The sequence below is a fragment of the Actinoplanes hulinensis genome (assembly GCF_019429605.1).
Taxonomy (GTDB): domain Bacteria; phylum Actinomycetota; class Actinomycetes; order Mycobacteriales; family Micromonosporaceae; genus Actinoplanes; species Actinoplanes campanulatus.
On the sequence record NZ_JAHXZI010000003.1, the window covers coordinates 444,567 to 463,066 of the forward strand.

At 71.1% G+C, this 18,500-nt stretch carries 15 protein-coding genes; 4 read left to right on the forward strand and 11 right to left on the reverse strand.

Going from position 1 to position 18,500, the window contains the following annotated elements; all coding sequences use genetic code 11:
• Positions 1-209: 209 nt before the first annotated feature.
• The 5 genes from KZ829_RS08375 to KZ829_RS08395 form a co-directional block, all read right to left on the reverse strand.
• A complete protein-coding gene (locus tag KZ829_RS08375; RefSeq protein ID WP_246635232.1) occupies positions 210-1,247 on the reverse strand; it encodes a glycoside hydrolase family 26 protein in 1,038 nt (345 codons plus the stop codon).
• A 195-nt stretch (positions 1,248-1,442) separates the two neighbouring features.
• The gene (locus tag KZ829_RS08380) at positions 1,443-2,636 is read right to left on the reverse strand and encodes an ABC transporter permease (RefSeq protein ID WP_220143259.1); all 1,194 of its coding nucleotides are present in this window, start codon (positions 2,634-2,636) and stop codon (positions 1,443-1,445) included.
• Positions 2,633-3,289, reverse strand: a complete 657-nt coding sequence (locus KZ829_RS08385; RefSeq protein ID WP_220143260.1) for an ABC transporter ATP-binding protein — start codon at positions 3,287-3,289, stop codon at positions 2,633-2,635. Before KZ829_RS08385 ends, KZ829_RS08380 begins: the two co-directional genes overlap by 4 nt.
• Positions 3,286-4,320 (reverse strand): peptidoglycan-binding protein, encoded by a 1,035-nt coding sequence (locus KZ829_RS08390; RefSeq protein ID WP_220143261.1) that lies wholly within the window; start codon positions 4,318-4,320, stop codon positions 3,286-3,288. The genes KZ829_RS08385 and KZ829_RS08390 overlap by 4 nt, the downstream gene beginning before the upstream one ends.
• A complete protein-coding gene (locus KZ829_RS08395) occupies positions 4,317-4,865 on the reverse strand; it encodes a hypothetical protein (RefSeq protein WP_220143262.1) in 549 nt (182 codons plus the stop codon). The genes KZ829_RS08390 and KZ829_RS08395 overlap by 4 nt, the downstream gene beginning before the upstream one ends.
• 108 nt (positions 4,866-4,973) lie before the next feature.
• On the opposite strand from KZ829_RS08395, the gene KZ829_RS08400 reads away from it, so the two are divergent.
• Both KZ829_RS08400 and KZ829_RS08405 read left to right on the forward strand, forming a co-directional pair.
• On the forward strand, positions 4,974-5,630 hold the full coding sequence (locus KZ829_RS08400) for a response regulator transcription factor (RefSeq protein ID WP_188122252.1): 657 nt from the start codon (positions 4,974-4,976) through the stop codon (positions 5,628-5,630).
• Positions 5,627-6,862: a sensor histidine kinase gene (locus tag KZ829_RS08405; protein WP_220143263.1), complete on the forward strand. Its 1,236-nt coding sequence runs from the start codon at positions 5,627-5,629 to the stop codon at positions 6,860-6,862. The genes KZ829_RS08400 and KZ829_RS08405 overlap by 4 nt, the downstream gene beginning before the upstream one ends.
• A gap of 14 nt (positions 6,863-6,876) precedes the next feature.
• Here the strand turns inward: KZ829_RS08405 and KZ829_RS08410 are convergent, their stop codons facing one another.
• From KZ829_RS08410 to KZ829_RS08435, 6 genes are all read right to left on the reverse strand, one after another.
• A complete protein-coding gene (locus KZ829_RS08410) occupies positions 6,877-7,851 on the reverse strand; it encodes a tachylectin-related carbohydrate-binding protein (RefSeq protein WP_220143264.1) in 975 nt (324 codons plus the stop codon).
• Between the two features lie 107 nt (positions 7,852-7,958).
• Positions 7,959-8,999 carry a helix-turn-helix domain-containing protein gene (locus KZ829_RS08415; RefSeq protein WP_220143265.1) on the reverse strand — a complete coding sequence of 347 codons (1,041 nt, stop codon included), beginning with the start codon at positions 8,997-8,999 and terminating at the stop codon, positions 7,959-7,961.
• A gap of 161 nt (positions 9,000-9,160) precedes the next feature.
• A complete protein-coding gene (locus KZ829_RS08420) occupies positions 9,161-10,966 on the reverse strand; it encodes a choline/carnitine O-acyltransferase (RefSeq protein WP_220143266.1) in 1,806 nt (601 codons plus the stop codon).
• Positions 10,967-10,988: 22 nt separating this feature from the next.
• The gene (locus KZ829_RS08425) at positions 10,989-11,840 is read right to left on the reverse strand and encodes a class I SAM-dependent methyltransferase (RefSeq protein WP_220143267.1); all 852 of its coding nucleotides are present in this window, start codon (positions 11,838-11,840) and stop codon (positions 10,989-10,991) included.
• A gap of 17 nt (positions 11,841-11,857) precedes the next feature.
• Positions 11,858-12,700, reverse strand: a complete 843-nt coding sequence (locus KZ829_RS08430; protein WP_220143268.1) for a HalD/BesD family halogenase — start codon at positions 12,698-12,700, stop codon at positions 11,858-11,860.
• Between the two features lie 193 nt (positions 12,701-12,893).
• Positions 12,894-15,839: an ATP-binding protein gene (locus tag KZ829_RS08435; RefSeq protein WP_220143269.1), complete on the reverse strand. Its 2,946-nt coding sequence runs from the start codon at positions 15,837-15,839 to the stop codon at positions 12,894-12,896.
• 130 nt (positions 15,840-15,969) lie between these two features.
• On the opposite strand from KZ829_RS08435, the gene KZ829_RS08440 reads away from it, so the two are divergent.
• Together KZ829_RS08440 and KZ829_RS08445 are read left to right on the forward strand one after the other, a co-directional pair.
• The gene (locus tag KZ829_RS08440; protein WP_220143270.1) at positions 15,970-17,553 is read left to right on the forward strand and encodes an FG-GAP repeat protein; all 1,584 of its coding nucleotides are present in this window, start codon (positions 15,970-15,972) and stop codon (positions 17,551-17,553) included.
• A 35-nt stretch (positions 17,554-17,588) separates the two neighbouring features.
• Positions 17,589-18,374 carry a calcium-binding protein gene (locus tag KZ829_RS08445; RefSeq protein WP_220143271.1) on the forward strand — a complete coding sequence of 262 codons (786 nt, stop codon included), beginning with the start codon at positions 17,589-17,591 and terminating at the stop codon, positions 18,372-18,374.
• Positions 18,375-18,500 lie beyond the last annotated feature (126 nt).

Sequence of the window (18,500 nt, forward strand, 5' to 3'; positions counted from 1 at the left end):
CTCCCGTGAAACGCCCGGTGCGGCGGCACCCGTCGGGCGCTCCGGCAGCAGACGTTACCCCGGCCGCCGATGGAAGCTACGCCATAGAGCAAGCTGTACGCCGCCTACGGCGAACCGACCGTCACCAAACGGTTCGATCTCGGCTTGGGTACGAGAAGCGCCGCCCGGCGGGGACCGGGCGGCGCTTGTCGTACCGGGGAATGTTCGGGTCAGCCGATTTTGACGTTGAAGATGGGGTCGGCGGCGAGCTTTTTGAACGAGGTCAGGCTGGCTTTGGTGCTGTCGATGCTGATGTCGCGGTCGCCCTGGTCGTCCTTGCGGGTGTCGAAGTGCACGATCGCCTTGATCTGGGGGCGCTTCTTCAGCTCGGGGACGACGTTGTTGTACAGGGCGGACTTGTCGGTGTTCTTGCCGACGCGGTGGTAGGCGCCCCATTCGGCGACCATGAACGGCTTGTCGGCGTGCTTGGTGGCGGCCCAGTCGTAGAAGCCCTGACCGCCGTTGGTGGGCTTGCGGTCGAGGAGGCTGGCGAAGTTGCCGTGGTGGTAGTAGCCCTTCTCGACCGAGGAGTAGGAGTCCAGGCCGATCCAGTCGACGACGTCGTCGCCGGGGTAGAGGTCCTTCCACCAGGACTGGGCCATCCACTTCTCGTTGCCCATGTAGGCCATCACGTTGACGACGTTGGTGACGCCCTGCTGCTCGAGGCGCTCGATGGTGTGCCGGTACATGGCGGCGAAGTCCTTGGCCTCCCAGCCGGAGCCCTTCTTCGCGATGACGTCGTTCTCCGGCTCGTGGTTGAGGGCGAGGAAGAACGGCTTGTCGTAGGCCTTCGCCCGCTCGGCGAACGCGTCGATGCGGGCGTCCTGCTCGCCCTTGGCGACCTTCGCCCAGGTCGAGCCTTCGGCGACCTTCCAGTTCTCCAGCAGGATCCGCGGGTTGGCCGGGTCCTGGGTCATCGCGATCTCGGCCTTGGTGGGGAAGACCTCGTCGCCCTTGTGGTACTGGTGGAAGATCGTCGCGGTCCGGCCGGACGCCTTCTCCCAGCTCTTGAGGGCCTGGTCACGCGGGGTGCTGGTGAAGCCACCCGCGGCACCGCCCCACAGCACGCCGCAGGTCGGGACGAGCTTGTCACCGGTGGTGCAGGTACGCGGCGCGGCGGATGCGGACGTCGGCGCCACGACAGCGGTGGCCCCGGTGATCACGGCGGTCAGAGCTGTCACGAGCATCGGCAGCTTGGCACGTCGCAAAATGAATCTCCCCCGCTGGTCGGCCGCGTTTCGGCCGGCATGTGAAAGAGATTCCAGGACCGCCGGAGCAGGCCCGGGACTCAACCGGGTGCCACCCGGTTGCCCTACTTGAGGAAACCAACGGTTGCATTCCGGTTGCCGAACCGGACGTCCTACGAGCGCCCCTGGACGGGTACGACAGAGCAGCCCGCCGCGTCAATGGGTCAGTGCCTCGGTGGGTGCGAGGCGGGCCGCTGCCGCCGCGGGGTAGAGGCCCGCCACCGCGCCGACCGCGATGGTGGCGGCGAGGCCGCCCATGAGCGCCCAGCCGGGTATCACCGCTGGCCACGTCCGGTACCAGGCGTAGCCGGCGGTGGCGATGGAGCCGAACAGAACGCCCGCGCCGCCGCCGAGAGTGGCCAGCAGCAGCGATTCGCACAGGAACTGCAGGCGGATCTGTCCGCGGGTGGCGCCCAGGGCCCGGCGCAGGCCGATCTCGGCGCGGCGTTCGAGCACGGAGATCACCATGGTGTTGGCGACGCCGACCCCACCGACGATCAGGGCGACCGCGCCCAGCCCCAGCAGCATCCCGTTGAGCGTGTTGTCGGCCACCCGGGCCGCCGACAACGCGTCCGAGGGCCGGGAGACCTTCACCTCGTTCGGGGCCTGCGGGTTGACCGTCGCGGCGAGTACGGCGCGGACCTGCTCGACCGACGCGTCCGCGGTGCGGGTGTAGATGGTGGTCGGTGATCCGTCGAAGGCGAGCAGGCGCTGGGCCGCCGGCCAGCCGACGAGCGCCGCCGAGTCCAGCTCGGGCGCGAGCGGGATCGGCGCCAGGATGCCCACCACGCTGAACCAGCGGCCGCCCAGCCAGACCCGGGGGCCGGGTGAGCCGATGCCGAGGCGAAGCGCCGCGCCGGCGCCGAGCACGACGGTCGGCCCGTCGGCCCCCTCGGTGAGCCAGCGTCCCGCGGTCAGCCGGGCGCCGACGTGTTCGAGCAGGTCCGCCCGCGCGGCCAGCACGGAGATGCTGCCGTTCTGCCCCGCGGGGATGTGCTCGTTGCGGTAGACCTTCGCCGCGAGCCGGCCGGTGGCGGTGACGCTCTGCACGGGACCGATGCGCCGTACCATGGCCGTTGATTCGGGCGGCAGTTTTGCCTGCGCGCCGGCGAGGGTGTTGCCGGGCGCCACCGTCAGCAGGTTGGTGCCCAGGGCGCGCAGGGTGCGGTCCAGTTCGGCGCGGCTGGACGCGGAGATCCCGACGACGGCGAGCATCGCGGCGATGCCGATCGCGATGCCCAGCGCCGACAGGACGATCCGCAGCGGCCGGGTACGCAGGCCGGCGGCCCCGACCCGGACCACGTCGCCCGGGGCGAGCCGGGCGGGTACCGGTCTCGTCGGCGCGCTCACGACTCACCCAGCCGGCCGTCGCGCATCGTCAGGCGGCGGGGGAGTCCCGCGGCGATCTTCTGATCGTGCGTGATGACCACAACGGTGGCGCCGTCCGCGTGCAGGCCGTGCAGCAGCGTCATCACCGCGGCGCTGGCGCTCGAGTCGAGGTTGCCGGTCGGCTCGTCGGCGAGCAGCACCGCCGGGTCGCCGACGACCGCGCGGGCGATCGCCACCCGTTGCCGTTCTCCGCCGGACATCTCGTGCGGCCGGTGGCCCGCCCGGTGGTCGAGGCCCACCCGCTGAAGGGCCAGGGCCGCGCGGCGGCGCCGTTCGCGCCGCCGTACGCCGCAGTAGAGCAGCCCGTCGGCGACGTTGTCGAGCGCGGACACCCCCGGCGCAAGGTGGAACTGCTGGAAGACGAAGCCGATGGTGCGGGCCCGCAGGGCGGACAGCGACCGGTCGGGCAGGTCCGCCACGTCGTGGCCGTCGATGCGGACGGTGCCGGCGGACGGGCGGTCCAGCGCGCCGAGCAGGTGCAGCATCGTCGACTTCCCGGAGCCCGAGGGCCCGACGATGCCGACCAGTTCGCCGGCGGCCACGGTGGCCGAGACACCGGCGAGCGCGGTGACCCCGCCCGGGTAGGTCTTCTCCACGTCGATCATCCGGATCATGCGGGCATCCCGACGGTCATGCCTTCGGCCAGGCCGGAGCCGCTGACCTCGGCGCGTCCCTCGGCGAACATGCCGACCCGCACGGCCAGGTACCGGGATGTGCCGTTCTCGACGACCTGCAGGCCGTATCCGCCGTCCGCCAGCGCGAGCAGGGCGGGCACCGGCACGGTGAGCACGTCGTCGCGCTGCCGGCCGGTGTAGGTGACCTCCACCGGGGATTCGCGTGGGCCGCCGGTGTCCGGGCGGCCGGTCAGCGCGATGGTGACCGGCACCGTCGGGTCCTCGCCCTCGGCGCCGGTCGCCTTCGCGCCGACGTGCTTCACCTTGCCGGGCGCACGCTTGCCGCCGGGCAGCGCAACGGACACCGTCACGCCGGGTGCGGCCCAGGCGGCGTCGGCGGCCGGAGCCTTGACGGTGACCACCGGAGCGGTGCCGGTGTAGGTGAGCACCGCACCGGTCCCGGGATCACCGATCCTTACCTTGAGCTCGGCGATCCGGATGCTGCCGGGCGCCACGACCGCCCAGGACGTGGTGACGGTTCCGGTTCGTGGGAGGCCGAGCCGCTCCTGCCAGCGCCGTACGGCCTGGGCGGTCGACGCGGTGTACTCGTCGTCGACGGTGAAGCCGTCGTAGCCGAGCGCGCGCAGGTTGCGCTCGAACTGCCGCACGTCGGGGCCCTCGGTGCCGGGCGCCAGCGGGCGGTACAGCGGCAGGACGCCGCGCAGCAGCACCACCGGCCGGTCGTCGACGCGTACCAGGGTGCCGCCGGGCCTGATCGTGGCGGTCTCCTTCGGCAGCCACGTCACGGTGCCGGTGGCGCCCGACCTCATCGGCACCGGTTCCCCGTACCCGAGATTGCCGTTGATCTTGATTTGCTCGGCGAGGGTCTGGCGCCGCACCGTGGTGGTGGCCGCCGGGCCGTCGGGGGCGGGCTCCGGTTCCTTCTCGCGGCCGAGGGTCACCGCGGCCGTGCCCGCGGCGCCGAGCGTCACCAGCGTGACCAGCAGCACCGCCGTCGTCCGGCGGGTCATCCGTCCACCCTGATGGCCGGCATGCCGGCACCCCCGCCGAACTGCCGGCACTTCGGCGCCGCCGCGTCCAGCTTGTCGAAGACGTCGTCCTTGTCCTTGTCGATGCGGAACTCGCCGGTCTCGGGATCGGGGTCCGGGAACTCCGGCACGCCGTTCTCCCGCAGGCATTCGGCGTATTCGCGGCGTTTCGCGACGTCCTCGGCCGACATCTTCTCGGGCTCCCCGCCGTTGGGCAGGAACTCGCGGCACTTGGCCGACGCGGCCGTCAGCTTCGCCTCGTTCGCCTTGGTCACCTCGAGCCCGCGCATCATGCCGTCCGGGCCGGGATCCTCCATGTCGACGCCGTTCTCCCGCATGCACTGCGCGAATCTGCGGCCCTGCGCGGCCGCGTCCTGCGCCTGCGGCGCGGTCGCGCCGGCACTGGCCGTCGGTTTCCCGCCGGCCGACGCCACCGACGGCTCCCGCTTCTTCTCCGCGCAACCGCTGAGCACGGCCGCGATCAGCACCGGTACGACGATCAGCCGGGTCCTGTCGGCGAATGTCATGGTGGTTCCTCCCTTGGTTCGGGAACCACCACACCAGTTCGCCCGTTAGATGATCATTAGTGCTGGCGCTAACAGCTTTCTAACGGGTCCGCGCGGCAGGATGGCCCGATGCGTGTACTGGTGGCAGAGGACGAGGTCGTGCTGGCGGACTCGATAGCCGAGGGTCTGCGACTGCAGGCCCTCGCCGTGGACACCGCCTACGACGGCGACGCCGCACTGCGGCGCCTCGCCGTCAACAGCTACGACGTCCTCGTCCTCGACCGGGACCTGCCGGTGGTGCACGGCGACGACGTGTGCCGGGCCGTGATGAACGCCGGCTGGGACGTGCGCATGCTGATGCTGACCGCCTCCGGGGGCCTCACCGACCGGGTCGCCGGCCTTTCGCTGGGCGCCGACGACTACCTGCCCAAGCCGTTCGCGTTCGCGGAGCTGGTCGCCCGGGTCCGGGCGCTGGGCCGGCGCGCCCGCCCGGCCGCCCCGCCGGTGCTGGAACGCGCCGGCATCCGGCTCGACACGTCGCGCCGTCAGGTGTACCGCGACGGCCATCACGTCGCGCTGTCGCGCAAGGAGTTCGCTGTGCTCGAGGAGTTGCTGCGCGCCGACGGCGCGGTGGTGAGCACCGAGCAGCTGCTGGAACGTGCCTGGGACGAGCACACCGACCCGTTCACCGGCGTGGTCCGGGTCACCATGCTGACCCTGCGGCGCAAGCTCGGGCCGCCGCAGGTGGTGACCACCGTGACGGGAGTGGGGTACCAGATCCCGTGACGGCGCACCGGCTGACCATCCGGGCCCGCCTGACCGCCCTGTACGGAGGACTGTTCCTGCTGGTCGGCGCCGTGCTGCTCGGCATCACCTACCTGCTGCTCGCGTCCGCCCTGAGCAACCCGAGCTTCGGTCGCACCGCCTTCGTCGCGGCGATACCCGGAGTCGCGATCACCGCCGTCGAGACCGGCGTAGCGGAGCCGTCGGACGACGCCGCGGGCGCCGCCCAGCCGACGGGCCCCGACCCGACCTGGACACCCGAGCAGCAGCGGCAGGCCGAGGAGACCATGCGGCTCGCGAACGCGCTGCAGGCGCAGTTCCGTCAGCAGACCCTCACCTCCCTGCTGCGGCAGGGCGGCCTCGCCCTGGCCGGGGTCGGCGTCATCGGTGTCTGGCTCGGCTGGCTCGCGGCCGGCCGTACCCTGCGACCGCTGCAGGAGATCACCGCGACCGCCCGCCGGGTCGCCGAGAGCAACCTGCACGAACGCATCGGCCTCAGCGGACCGCAGGACGAGCTGCGGCAACTCGCCGACACCTTCGACGGCATGCTCGCCCGCCTCGACGTCGCGTTCGGCGCACAGCGGCGCTTCGTGGCGAACGCCTCCCACGAGCTGCGTACCCCGCTGACCATCAACCGGACCCTGATCGAGGTCGCGCTCAGCCACCCCGACCCGCCCGCCGAGCTGCGCCGGCTGGGGACGTCCCTGCTGGCGATGAACGCCCGGCACGAGAAGCTGATCGAAGGGCTGCTGGTGCTCGCCGGCTCCGAACAGCGGCTCACCACACGCGACCGCGTCGACCTCGCCGAGATGACCGGTCGCCTCGTGGACGCCGCCCGGCCCGGTGCCGTCGCCGCCGGCGTGGACCTGCGGTTCTCCGCGGCACCGGCACAGGCGATCGGCGATCCGGTGCTGCTCGAACGCGCCGTGCAGAACCTGCTGCAGAACGCGATCGCCTACAACGTGCCGGACGGCGACGTGACGGTGACCTGCGCCGGACCCGTGGTCACTGTCGCCAACACCGGGCCGGTCGTCGCCGCCGACGAGATACCCGGCCTCTTCGAACCCTTCCACCGCCTGTCCGGCCGCACCGGCTCCGTCGACGGCAGCGGGCTCGGCCTGTCGATCGTCCGGTCCGTCGTCACCGCGCACGGGGGCGAGATCACCGCCGAGCCCCGCCCGGCCGGTGGACTCCGTGTCTCCATGCGGTTCCCCGTGCCTCCGCGACCCCGGTGATCCATGATCAGTTATCACATCCAGCCGGTGCCGATGATCCGGCCGCCGCCGGTCGGATAGCGCCAGTTCGGCGCGCCCCCGTACCAGTCGAGGTGTTCGTTCCAGCGCAGGCTGCCGTTCTTGTCGACCATGTAGAGGCCACCGTTGGCCCCGACGCCCGAATCCCAGTCGACGCCGGCCGACTGCACCGTCTGGTAGCCGTAGGTGCCGCCGTACCAGCCTGATCCGATGATCGCGCCGGAGCCGGGTCGCCAGGTGTCGCCATTGCCGGACGTCGGGTACTCGTACCGGTACCAGCGGATGTTGCCGGAGCTGTCGACGCCGTACATCGCGCCGCTGGGAGAGGCGGTGACGTAGCGGAACGACTCCCAGCCCCGACCGATCTGGCGGCCGCTGTTCGCGGCCCAATCGCCGCCCTCACCGGGCACACCCTGGAACTTGTGCCAGTACAACCGACCGTAGAAGTCGATCGTGTAGAACGTGCTGCCGCCCGGGACATTCGATTCCGCGACGTAGCCGCCGCTGATCAGATTGCCGAGGTCGCCCCACCCGCCGCCGCTCGAACCAGCGATCCGTACGGGCGCTCCGCCGTTCGCCCAGGCCTGCGGGCCGGCCTTCCAGTAGTAGCCCCAAACTCCGGAACCGTTGACGCAGACGTACAGGTTGTCGTAGGAGTAGCCGACACCGCACGACGCGATCCAGCCGAACGCATCGAAGCCGTTGCCGTTGTGGAACGGCCCGAGGAATCCCCCCGAACCGGTCTGCCAGCTTTGCTGGTAGTACATGAGCATCGCGCCGCCCGGCGTCACGATATTCAGATTTCCGTTCTGCCCCACGACAACCAGATTTTTCACCTGTGCCGCATGTGCTGCGCTCGGCAGCGCCAGTCCGGTCACCGCTCCTGCCGTGGCGCTGAGCTTGAGCAACGACCGTCGCGTCATCGTTGTCATCTGTACTTCCCCCGTAATCCGTTGGCCGAGCAGGGCCACGCCACGCGAGCGAGGCCTTGCCTGCTGACATCTACCGATGGTTGCGAGTGGCGGGTGGGGACGTCGTTGCTGATGCGCGCAGACCGGTTGCCATCGCGCGCAGCGATTCACCTGTGGCGGTGGTGCTGCCGCCAGTCGCGTGGGGAAAGACCATAGGTGGAGCGGAACAGCCTGCTGAAGTGGGTGTAGTTGAGGAACCCCCATCGCGCCGCGATCGCCGTGATGGAGCAGCCACCCTGGAGCGGGTCGGCGAGGTCGGCGCGGCAGCGTCGCAGCCGGGCGTCGCGGATCGACCCGGCGACGGTGGCGCCCTGGTCATGAAACAGTTGGTGCAGCAGGCGAACGGAGATGTGGTGTGCGGCCGCGATCCTCTCCGGTGTCAGGTTCGGATCGCCCAGTCGCCGCTGGATGTAGGCGTGGATCGCGTTCTGCAACACCCGCCGCCGGGAATCCGGCGACGCCGATCGTGCCGTGTCGTCGCCCAGCTCATGACCGATCACCGCGGCCATGAGATCGAGGACCACCGTGGACAGCCGGGCCACGTCAGCGCTCGTGTATCGCACCGAGTCGGTCAGCAGCCGATTGACGACGTCGACCATCAGGCCGGCCACGTTCTGGTGGCCATTGATCGGCGCTCCGATCAGGCTTCGCACGAGATTGTCCGGAACCGGCAGCACGCCGCGCGGAAAAGTCAACGTCGCCATGTGAAACTGCCCGTTTACGGCCTGCCGCCAGCCGTGAAATGGCCGGGACGTGTCATAGAAGGCCATGTCGTTCGGTGCGAGCCGTGGGCCACGATCTCCTTGCGTCATCTGGATGTGACCGCGCAGTGAGACCAGGAGCCGGAAGGCCTCCGGGTCACTGCGGCGGATGAGCCGCTGCGGCCGGTGGATCTCCACGTGGGTGTCGTCGGTGGCGCGCACGGAGGCCACTTCGATCGGGCCGAGCATCATCACGCCCATCTGTACGCGAATCGCTGCCCCCGGTTCGGCGTGGACCGCGATGGGGACCGGGATCCGCGAGACGGCCTCACGATAGCTGTCCAGTCGCTCACCTACCGGAACATCGTCACTGCGAAACACCACGCGCACGGCTGCCCCCTCGTAGCTTGCATCAACCACCGTCGATGCTTGCTGTCGTCGCGTCAAGCAGGGCTCCATCGACGCGGGCAGCGGCCGACCGTCAGGATTCGATGTGGAATGGGAATCCGACCGGCGCCTACGGGTTCTCGGCACACGCGGAACCGGGGGGACCGGGTCCGCCGTCAAGCCGACCTCAGATGGTGGAGACGGCGGACCCGTGACCCGGGCTACTGCTCGTCGAGCAGGTCGTGCAGCTCACGCAACGCTTCGCGGAGCCGGTCGGCAAACGTGTACATCATGCCGGCGACCGGGCGAGGTGTGCTGAGGTACAGGTTGAACCGGTCCGGCAGCAGCACGTAGGCGATCCCGATGCAGCGGCTGCTGGTGGCCCCGAACCCGAAGTAGCGGATGCTGGTCGACGGCGCCGAGCTGGTGCTCAGGTAGTCGTCGCGCATCGTGAGCCACCCCGGCGTCTCGTACAGCCGGGACGACTCCGGCACGCCGAGCGCGGGCCCACGCCGCTTCTGAATCAGCTGCAGCTCCCACAGGTGCTGTTCCGGTGCGGCACCGGCCTGGCACTGCTTCGCCCGTTCGACATGCTTGTCGGCCGCGGCCCGGAACGCTGCCCGCCGTTCGTCGGGTGACGCGGTGGGGTCGTCGATCGTGGACACGAACCGCAGCACCTCGGGCGTGACGACGCGCATCGCCTCGGTCCGTCCCCGCCGGTACTGGCGGGTGGCGATGGACTCGTACGTGGCACCGATGAAGCCTTTGGCCCGCTTGTGCGCGAGCTGGTAGGCCATCTGCACGAACGCGTCCGGCGACATTCGCAGCCGCTTGACCTCGTCCACCCCGAACTCGTCGAAGGACAGCGTCGCGGTGGCGGTGTCCGCGCCGTATCGGGCGAACGACCGTGCCGCGGCGGCGATGTCGGCCCGCAGCGCGTCGTCGAGCACGAATGTGACCGGCTCGATCGCCGGCACCCCCTGCGCGGCCGCACCCGACTTCGCGGCGTGCTCCTCGGGCGACGCGGCGAGCAGCGCGTCGACGAAGCTGAGGATGGTGGTGCCGTCCAGCTCGCAGTGCTCGACGTTGATGCCGGCCGTGCCGTCGGCGAACACGATGAGCGACACCGCCTTGTCGAACCACCGGTTGCCGCTGTCGCCGTGCAGCAACTGATCGCCGGCCGCCAGGTCGTCGGCCGGCGTCAGGTCCTCCAGGCACACGCAGAAGAGCGCCGTCTCGATGGTGTCCAGCGTCGCCGTGTTACCGGGATCCAGCGCCGCCAGCCGGTCCCTGGCCGCCGCCCACTCGGCCCGGGCCATCGTGGTGAGATGACCGACCGCGGTGTCCGTCGTGGCCCGCGCGGCACCGGCCTTCTGCACCTCACGCAGGCCGGCCGTCAGGTCGTCGAGGGAGTACGGGCGCCCGTCCGGACCGATCACGTTCATCCGGAACACGTTGCCGCGCTGGAACACCACGATGTGCCGCGCCGCCGACGGGCCCGGCCACTCGTCGCTGTACGGCGCTCGGACGGTGTCCTGCACCGGCCCCGGGATGCGGGTGGTGGAGAACAGGAACCTGTGCTGCGCCATCGACAACGGCTTCCCGCGCGTCGCGATCGGCGGGATGCGTTCGCCGTCGAGCTGGGTCTTGTAGTTCACAGCGGCGGCGATGAGCCCCGCCGCGCGCTCCACCTGCGGCTCGGCGAACCCGTGCAACGGCGTTTCGCGGAACAGGAAGAAGAAGTTGGCGTTCAACGCGATCCGGTCCCGGCGACCGAGGTAGCGCGCCGGCCAGAACGCGTCCAACCAGCTGTGCGTGGCCGGATCCGCGTTGTACCGCACCAGGTCGGCGTGCAGCTTCGGCCCCGGACCATCGGGCCGTCCGAACTCCCGTACCGCGGCCTCGGTGTCGGCGAATTCCGCCTCCGTCAGCAGCGGCGTACACCACTCGAGGAACCGGTCGCAGGTGTCCTCCAGCGTGGGCAACGGCACCCGCGACAGCGTGTCCTCGTTTTCGAACGTGCTCACTCGGTCTCCTCGAATTCGATGCTCATCGGGCGGCCTCCTGGGTCATTGAATCGTCGACGTCGAAGGTCAAGGGGCCGGGAGTGCCGACCGGCCGGGAAACGTAGAGCTGAGCGTGCAACCAGCCATCGGTCTCCAGCCCGTCCGGATCAACACCGGCGGCGGACATCGTCTCCAGCACCTGCCGTTGTTCCCGGTCGGACGCGAAACGGCGCTGCCGGAACGTCCGGTCCACCCGCATCGTCTCGTAACCGAGGGCCGCAAGGCGATCGGCGATCGGCTCGAACGGGAACATCCGCAGCACGAAATGCGCCATCCACGGCCGCCGGTCCCGGCGGGAGCCGACCACGCGCACGAGCGTTCGGGCGGTGACGTAGCCGAGGCACCCGGTGGACATCACGATGTCGGCGTCGGCGAACAGGGCGCTCTGCCTCGGCGTGGGTTCGCGCGCCTCCAGGTCGGCCTGCACGACATCGTCGAGGAACCCGGCCGCCGATGCGTACGCCAGCGCCGGCCGGGACACGTCCAGCCCCACGAACCGGGCCGGGGACCGGTGCGACCGGACCAGCTCACGATCGCGCTCCAGCAGTTCCTGCCTGGTGCGCCCGGTGTCGGCGTAACGGTCGTACAGGTCGTCCATGGTGGCGTCACAGCGCAGCAGCGCCGCGTTGATGCCGTAGGAGCAACCGACGTCGACGACGGTCGGGACGGCCACCTGCCGCGATTGGCGATACTGCCCGATGATTTGCTGGAAATAGGGCTTGGCGAGTTGGGGAATGCAATAGCCGAGCTCACGCAGGGTGGTGAAATAGGCGCGGGGATCGGGTTGCGTGTAGATGCCGTCGAGCGAAATTTTTCCGGTCCGGTCGAAACGCACGGGGCTCCTCGCGATTGTCAGTCCAGCAACTGGTCGACCCGCACGGCATTGCGCTCGGCGTCGAGGTGCGCGGGCAGGACCCGGCCGAACAGTTGCCGGGTACGGGCGACGCTGCCCATCACGCCGGGGCGTTCGGAGTAGGCGAAGATCGCTGAGTGCCGGGCGGTGGCGCCGCGTACCGCGCTCACCCGGTGCAGCGCGTACCGGCCCTTGAACAGCTGGAGATCACCGGGGCGCAGGGTCAGGGCCCGCACCGGCGAGCGGTCGGCGCCGGTGAGCACCGAACGGACGGCGCCGAAGTTCTCCGCGCCCGCCGAGCGGATGTTCGGGCAGTACTCGAAGACGCCGCCCTCCTCCGGCTCCTGGGTCAGCATGCTGACGGTGAACTCGTTGGTGTCGAAGTGCCACGGGTGTTCCATGCCGGGCTGTACGACGTTGAGCACCAGGCCGGACAGCGGGTCGGCGAGCTCGTGCAGCTCCGGTAGTTCGAAGCAGGCGGCGACGAAGCGCACGAAGGACGGGTCGGTGTACAGCCGGTGGATGACGCTGTCGGTGGGGATCCGGTCGCGTGGGACGAACGCGTTGCCGCGCTGCATGACGATGCGGCCCGGGTGATCGGCCGGCAGGTCGGCGTCGAACGCGATGTTGTAGACGTTGGTCTCCTCAACGTCGTAGTACGCCAGCGGGGCGACCCCGGCGCCCTCTCGCCGCAGCGCCTCCCGGCTGCCCGGCAGAATGAACTCCGGCAGCACGCTGCATCCGAGTTCGCGCAGTTCGGTGCGTGCTCGGGAAACGACGCGTTCCCATGCGTCGCTTCCCGGGTCGGCCACTGGATAGCGCGCGGTGTCCACAATGGTCATCTGGATGGGGTCCCCTTCCTCAATGGTGGCGGCTTGAAGAAATGGGGAATCCTAACAAGAGTTACCGGCGGGTAGCTTCATGTTGGTTACATTGTTCACAGTGCCGGAACCGGAGCGTGGCCGGCCGGATCAGCCGAACGACCGGTGGTCCGTCGTGCGCGGGACTGACCGACAGGGCCGCGCCCTCGGCGGCCTACGGGTGGCCGTCCGCCTGGTCAGCGGCGTGCGGTGGCGCCGCGAGCCGGGCGGCCACCGCGGCGCGGCGTCCCACGCCGAGTTTGGCGAACACCCGGCCGACGTGCACCCCGACCGTGCCCACGCTGAGGAACAGTCGCTCGGCGATCTGCCGGTTGGTCAACCCCTCGGCGACCAGCCCGGCCACCTCCGACTCTCGTGGGGTCAGGGTGCGGCGATCGCCGGGCCGTGGGCGGCGCGCGTTCATCCGCCGTTCGTCGCGGAGGGTGGCGTCGTGCAGCAGCGGCGCCTGTGCCGTGGCGAAGCGGGAACGGGCGCCGGCGAAGCAGGCCCGTGCCTGGGCCGGGCGGCGCAGCGCAGCCAGGGCATTCGCGGCGAGGTGGTGGGCACGTCCGGCGGCGATGAGGTCGCCCGCCTGGTCCAGGAGGGTGCCCGCGGCCCGGGCTGCCTCGAGGGCGCCGGCCGGGTCGTCGCCGAGCAGGGCGTACCCGCGTGCCATGGCCGCGTGTGCCTGGCTTCGCCGCAGACTGCTGCCGGCGGCCAGCCGGCCCGCCTGTTCGGCGGCGTTCCGGGCGGCATCGGTGTCGCCGGCAGCCGCGCATGCCGCCGCCCGGACCTCCCACCAGCGGATCCGCGACCCCGGATCGATGGTCGGCTTGTGCGGCCGGTCACCGGCCGACTCGAGGAGCCGGATCGCCGCCGCCGGGTCGTCGTCGAGCAGGTGCGCGAGAGCGAAGATCGCCATGGAGCTCCAGGACAGGGGGTGCTGCTGCGCCCGGGCGTCGGCCAGTGCCCGCTCGCCCAGGTGCAGTGCGGCCGGCAGGTCACCACGCCACAGCGCGAGCCAGCTCTGGTGTTTGAGCGCGGTACCGCATTGGGCCGCGCTGCCGGTGAGCAGCGCGGCGTCGTACTCGTTGTCGAAACACTCGGCTGCCCGGTCGCGGTCGCCGGTCAACGCGTACGCGGTGCCCAACTGTCCGTACAGGTCGGTGAGCACGTGTGCCGGCCGGTATCGGTGGGCTACCGCGAGGACCCGGTTCAGGTGCCGGATGGCGTCCGGGATCCGCTCATGGGCGATCTCGGCGGCACCCACCCAGCCGACCGGTTGCAGAACCTCCACCAGGTCGTCGTCGGGTAGCCCGTCCAGGATCCGGGCCGCCTCGTCGAGCCGCGCCGCGGCGACGGTGAACGCGCCGGTGAGATGACCGGCCATCGCGGCGAGCGCCAGGGCTCCGGCCAGCCGGGCCGGCCGGGCGTCCCGCCTGGCGTCGCGCAGCGCCTGCCCGGTCCACCGATCGGCCGCGGCCGGGTCGGAGCGCAGCACCGCGCACGTGGCCAGGCCGGTCCGCAGCGTCACCCCGGCGGCGCCGTGCGCCTCGGGACAGGCGGCGAGCTCCGCGGCCAGCAGCGCCTCCGCCTCCATCGCGTTGCCGAGCAACCGCTCCACGGTGGCGGCGAGCACGGCCACCCGGGCGCGCTTGTCCGCGGGGTGCCGCGGCAGGAGCGACAGCAGGGTGTGGACGCTGTCCCGGCCTCCGGCCAGGTCCCCGGCCAGGGACCGCGCCTCGGCGTGCCGCACCAGCAGCTCCCACCGGACGGCGTCGGTGGTGTCGCCGGCAGGAAGCAGGCGCAGCGCGGTAGCCAGCCACCGGGCGGCCGTCGCCGGCCCCGCGGGCAGGACCGTCGCGGCGGCTTCGCTCAGCGTGGCGACGGCCGCGGCGTCTCCGGCCCCGGCGCAGCGTTCCAGGTGGTACGCCCGAATCGTACCCACTGCGCCACGCTCGGCGAGGGCAGCCGCGGCGCGGGCGTGCGCGGCTGTCCGCCAGCCGGCCGGAGCCGACTCGTAGGTGACGGTGTGCACCACCGGATGCCGGAACGGGAACGTCGCGGTCCCGGGGACGGGCCGAAGCAGGTCCCTGGCCGCCAGCCGGTCGAGCGCGGCGACGACACGAGGGGCCGGGCACGCGGCGACGGTGGACAGCAGATCGATGTCGGCCGCCGCGCCGGCCACCGCGACGGCCGCCGCGACCAGCCGTTCAGTCGGTGGCAACGTCGCCAGCTCGGCGGTGAGCGCCGACCAGACCGGGTCCGGCAGGCCGGCCTGATCCGGTGGGCGGTGGCCTGTGACCGGTTCGGGCGGCGCCACCTCGGCAACGGCTGACAGCGCTTTGAGATAGAGCGGATTTCCGGCGCTGGCCACATGCAGGCGCTGCCGGCGCCGCGGGGACAGCCGGTCGGGCAGCAGCGCCGCGGTCTCGTCCTCGGTCAGTGGCGGCAGATCCACGCGTACGCTCGTCCCGGTCACGGCAGCGTCGGCGAAAGCGCCGCGTAACCGGCTCGCCAACTGCCGTGGCCGGTACACCGCCAACAGCAGCACCGGTCCGGGCGGCGGATGCCTGAGCAGGTGCCCGAGCAACTCGGTCGATCCCTCGTCGGCCCAGTGCACGTCATCCAGCGCAACCACCAACGGCCCGTTCCCGGTATCGGCAGCCAGGACGGCGAGCAGGTTTCGTGCGGCCCGGTGCACCCGGTAGCGCTGCGCCGCCGGAATCGACTCCGGCGCATCCGCCGGTCCCGGCAACTGCGGCCAGACGGCGCGCAGCACCGGAAGGTCGGCCTGTGCCGCCGCCAACTGCGCGGCGCTCAGCCGGCTCACCACGTCCCCGAGCGCGTTGACCAGCAGGCCGTACGGGACGTGCCCGTCCGACTCGACGGCCTGCCCGGCACACACCTGAGCGCCGGCGCCGCGGGCATGTGCCAGAAACCGGGCCAGCACGCTCGACTTGCCGATGCCCGGGTCACCGGTGACCTCGGCGACGGTCCACGCGCCGGCTGACGCCTGGTCGTACGCGGCATGCAGACGCCGCAACTCGGCGCCGCGCCCCACGAACGCCGTACCGGAGGTGTGACCGCTACTGCCTCGGGATGGTCGCGGGTATGGCATTCGCCAGATGCTAGGCGGTCGGTACATCGACAGACTCCGTTGGCAGCAGGTGTTGTGGCGCGCGGCACGCCGCGCGGCCGCAGCCGTAGACAGGAGGAAATTGATGACTGGGAAGCAGTTTCTTCCCACGGTGGGACGTACGTTCCACCTGCCGACGGCCGCACGGGGGCGCGCGGCCGTCGCCGTCCTGGCCGTGACGGCGGCGTGCGCGACGGCGCCGGCGGCCGCCACCGCGGCACCGGGTTCCACGCCGGTGACCGCGGCCGCCGCCAGCGTGCGCGCGGACTTCAACGGCGACGGATGGGCCGATCTGGCCGTCGGGGCGCCGGACGAGGACGTCGAGGACCAGAACGCGGCCGGCGCGGTGAACGTGATCTACGGCAGCCCGGTGGGCCTGGGCCGCAGCGGCAATCAGCTCCTTCACCAGGGTCACCTGGCCGATGCGGCGGAGGCCGGGGACCGCTTCGGCAGCGCGGTGGCGGCGGGCGACTTCAACGGCGACGGCCGCACCGACCTCGCCATCGGGGTACCCGGCGAGGCGGTCGGCAACGCACTCGGCGCGGGCGTGGTCAGTGTCGTCTACGGCAGTGCGGCCGGCTTGAAGACCACGGATGATCAGCTTTGGGACCAGGGCACGCTGGCCGGTGCGGTGGAGAGCGGCGATCATTTCGGCCACGCGCTGGCAGCCGCGGACTTCAACGGCGACGGCCGCACCGACCTGGCCGTCGCAGCGCATCAGGACGATGTCGGTGACGTGCTCACGGCGGGCGCGGTCAACGTGATCTACGGCAGCGCGGCGGGGCTGCGCGCGGCCGGCAACCAGTTGTGGGACCAGGGTCCGCTGAACGGCACGGTGGAAGCCAGTGACATGTTCGGCGACGAACTGACCGCCGGTGACCTCAACGGCGACCGCCGCGCCGACCTGATCGTCGGCGTGCCCCTGGACGACGTCGGCAACATCCACGACGCGGGCGCGGTCAACGTGATCTACGGCAGCGCGGCCGGGCTCGTCACCGCCGGCAACCAGCTGTGGACACAGCAGGAACTGGCCGGCGCGGCCGAGCGCTTCGACCGGTTCGGCGCCGCGGTGACCGCTGGCGACTTCAACGGTGACGGCCGTGCCGACCTCGCCGTCGGCGTGGAGCAGGAGTACATCGGCGACCTCAGCAACGCCGGCGCGGTCAATGTGATCTATGGCAGCGTCTCCGGGTTGGGCACGGCGGGCAACCAGATCTGGGATCAGGGACCACTGGTCGGCGCCCCGGACGACGGTGACTTCTTCGGTTCCACGGTGACCAGCGGTGACTTCAACGGCGACGGCCACGCGGACCTGGCCGTCGGGGTGCCCGGCGAGGACGTGGGAACCCCCAACGCCGCCGGAGCGGTGAACGTGATCTACGGCAGCGGCTCCGGGCTCACCGCGAACCGGAACCAGTCCTGGGATCAGGGGGCACTGGCCGGCGTACCGGAAACGGGCGATGTCTTCGGAGACGCGGCGACGACCGGTGACTTCAACGGCGACGGCCGTACCGACCTGGCCGTCGGGGCATGGGGCGAGGACGTCGGTGACGCCTCCGAGGCGGGTGCCGTCAACGTGGTCTACGGCAGCGCGACCGGGCTCGCCGCCGGCGGCAACCAGGTGTGGGACCAGAACGGACTGACCGGCGTGGCGGAGCCGTACGACAACTTCGGAGCCGTTCTGGCCGCCGGCTGACCCGACCATCCACATCGAGGAAGGAACACATAGAGATGAACCGTCATCAAGCCAGGATCCGTACGCTGACGGGCGGCACGGCCGTCACGCTGCTCACCGCGGCCGGCCTGCTTCTCCCCACCGCCGGCGCGCAGGCTGTCGTCACCTGTGCCGGTCTCACGGCCACCATCACCGGCACCGCCGGGATCGACGCCCTCCGTGGCACCGCGAACCGCGACATCATCGCCGCGCTCGGCGGCAACGACACGGTGGAAGGGCTCGGCGGTGACGATGTCATCTGCGGTGGAGCCGGCAACGACACCCTCATCGGCGGAACCGGCAACGACACGCTCAACGGCGAGGACGGAAGCGACACCGCACGGTCGCTGAACGTCGCGGACGGCGCCGACAGGTTCTCCGGCGGACCGGGATCCGACCTCGGCACCTACGCGGATCGCACCACGGACGTGAACATCAGTCTCAACGGCATCGCCGACGACGGCGTCTCCGGTGAGGGAGACAACTTCCTCACCGATGTGGAGAACGCACAGACCGGCTCGGGCGATGACCTCGTTGCCGGCAACGTCGCCGACAACCTCCTGGTGGGAGGAGTCGGCGACGACGACCTGCTCGGTGGTGGCGGCGACGACGAGCTGCTCGGCGCATCCGGGGCCGACGAGCTCTTCGGCGGGCTCGGTAGCGACGAGCTCTACGGCGGAGGCGGCAGCGACATCCTGTCGGCGGACGACGGCGTGTCCGCCAACGACACCTCCGATGGCGGCGACAGCGCCGACAAGTGCACATCCGACATCGGCGACGTGAAACGAAACTGCGAGTCCTGAGGTAGGAAACGCGGGCCGGTTCCCCGGCGTCGCGAGTGTCCCGGTTTTGAGATGGGGGCGGGCCCCCGGGCGAGTCGCCCCCGGGGGGCCCCGGGTGAAAACAATGGGTGGCAGACGTGCAGGGGT

Coding starts and splice junctions, on each gene's coding strand:
- KZ829_RS08430 (WP_220143268.1), bottom strand. CDS start 12,700: ATGACCATTGTGGACACCGCGCGCTATCCAGTGGCCGACCCGGGAAGC.
- KZ829_RS08395 (WP_220143262.1), bottom strand. CDS start 4,865: ATGACATTCGCCGACAGGACCCGGCTGATCGTCGTACCGGTGCTGATC.
- KZ829_RS08445 (WP_220143271.1), top strand. CDS start 17,589: ATGAACCGTCATCAAGCCAGGATCCGTACGCTGACGGGCGGCACGGCC.
- KZ829_RS08400 (WP_188122252.1), top strand. CDS start 4,974: ATGCGTGTACTGGTGGCAGAGGACGAGGTCGTGCTGGCGGACTCGATA.
- KZ829_RS08390 (WP_220143261.1), bottom strand. CDS start 4,320: ATGACCCGCCGGACGACGGCGGTGCTGCTGGTCACGCTGGTGACGCTC.
- KZ829_RS08385 (WP_220143260.1), bottom strand. CDS start 3,289: ATGATCCGGATGATCGACGTGGAGAAGACCTACCCGGGCGGGGTCACC.
- KZ829_RS08435 (WP_220143269.1), bottom strand. CDS start 15,839: ATGCCATACCCGCGACCATCCCGAGGCAGTAGCGGTCACACCTCCGGT.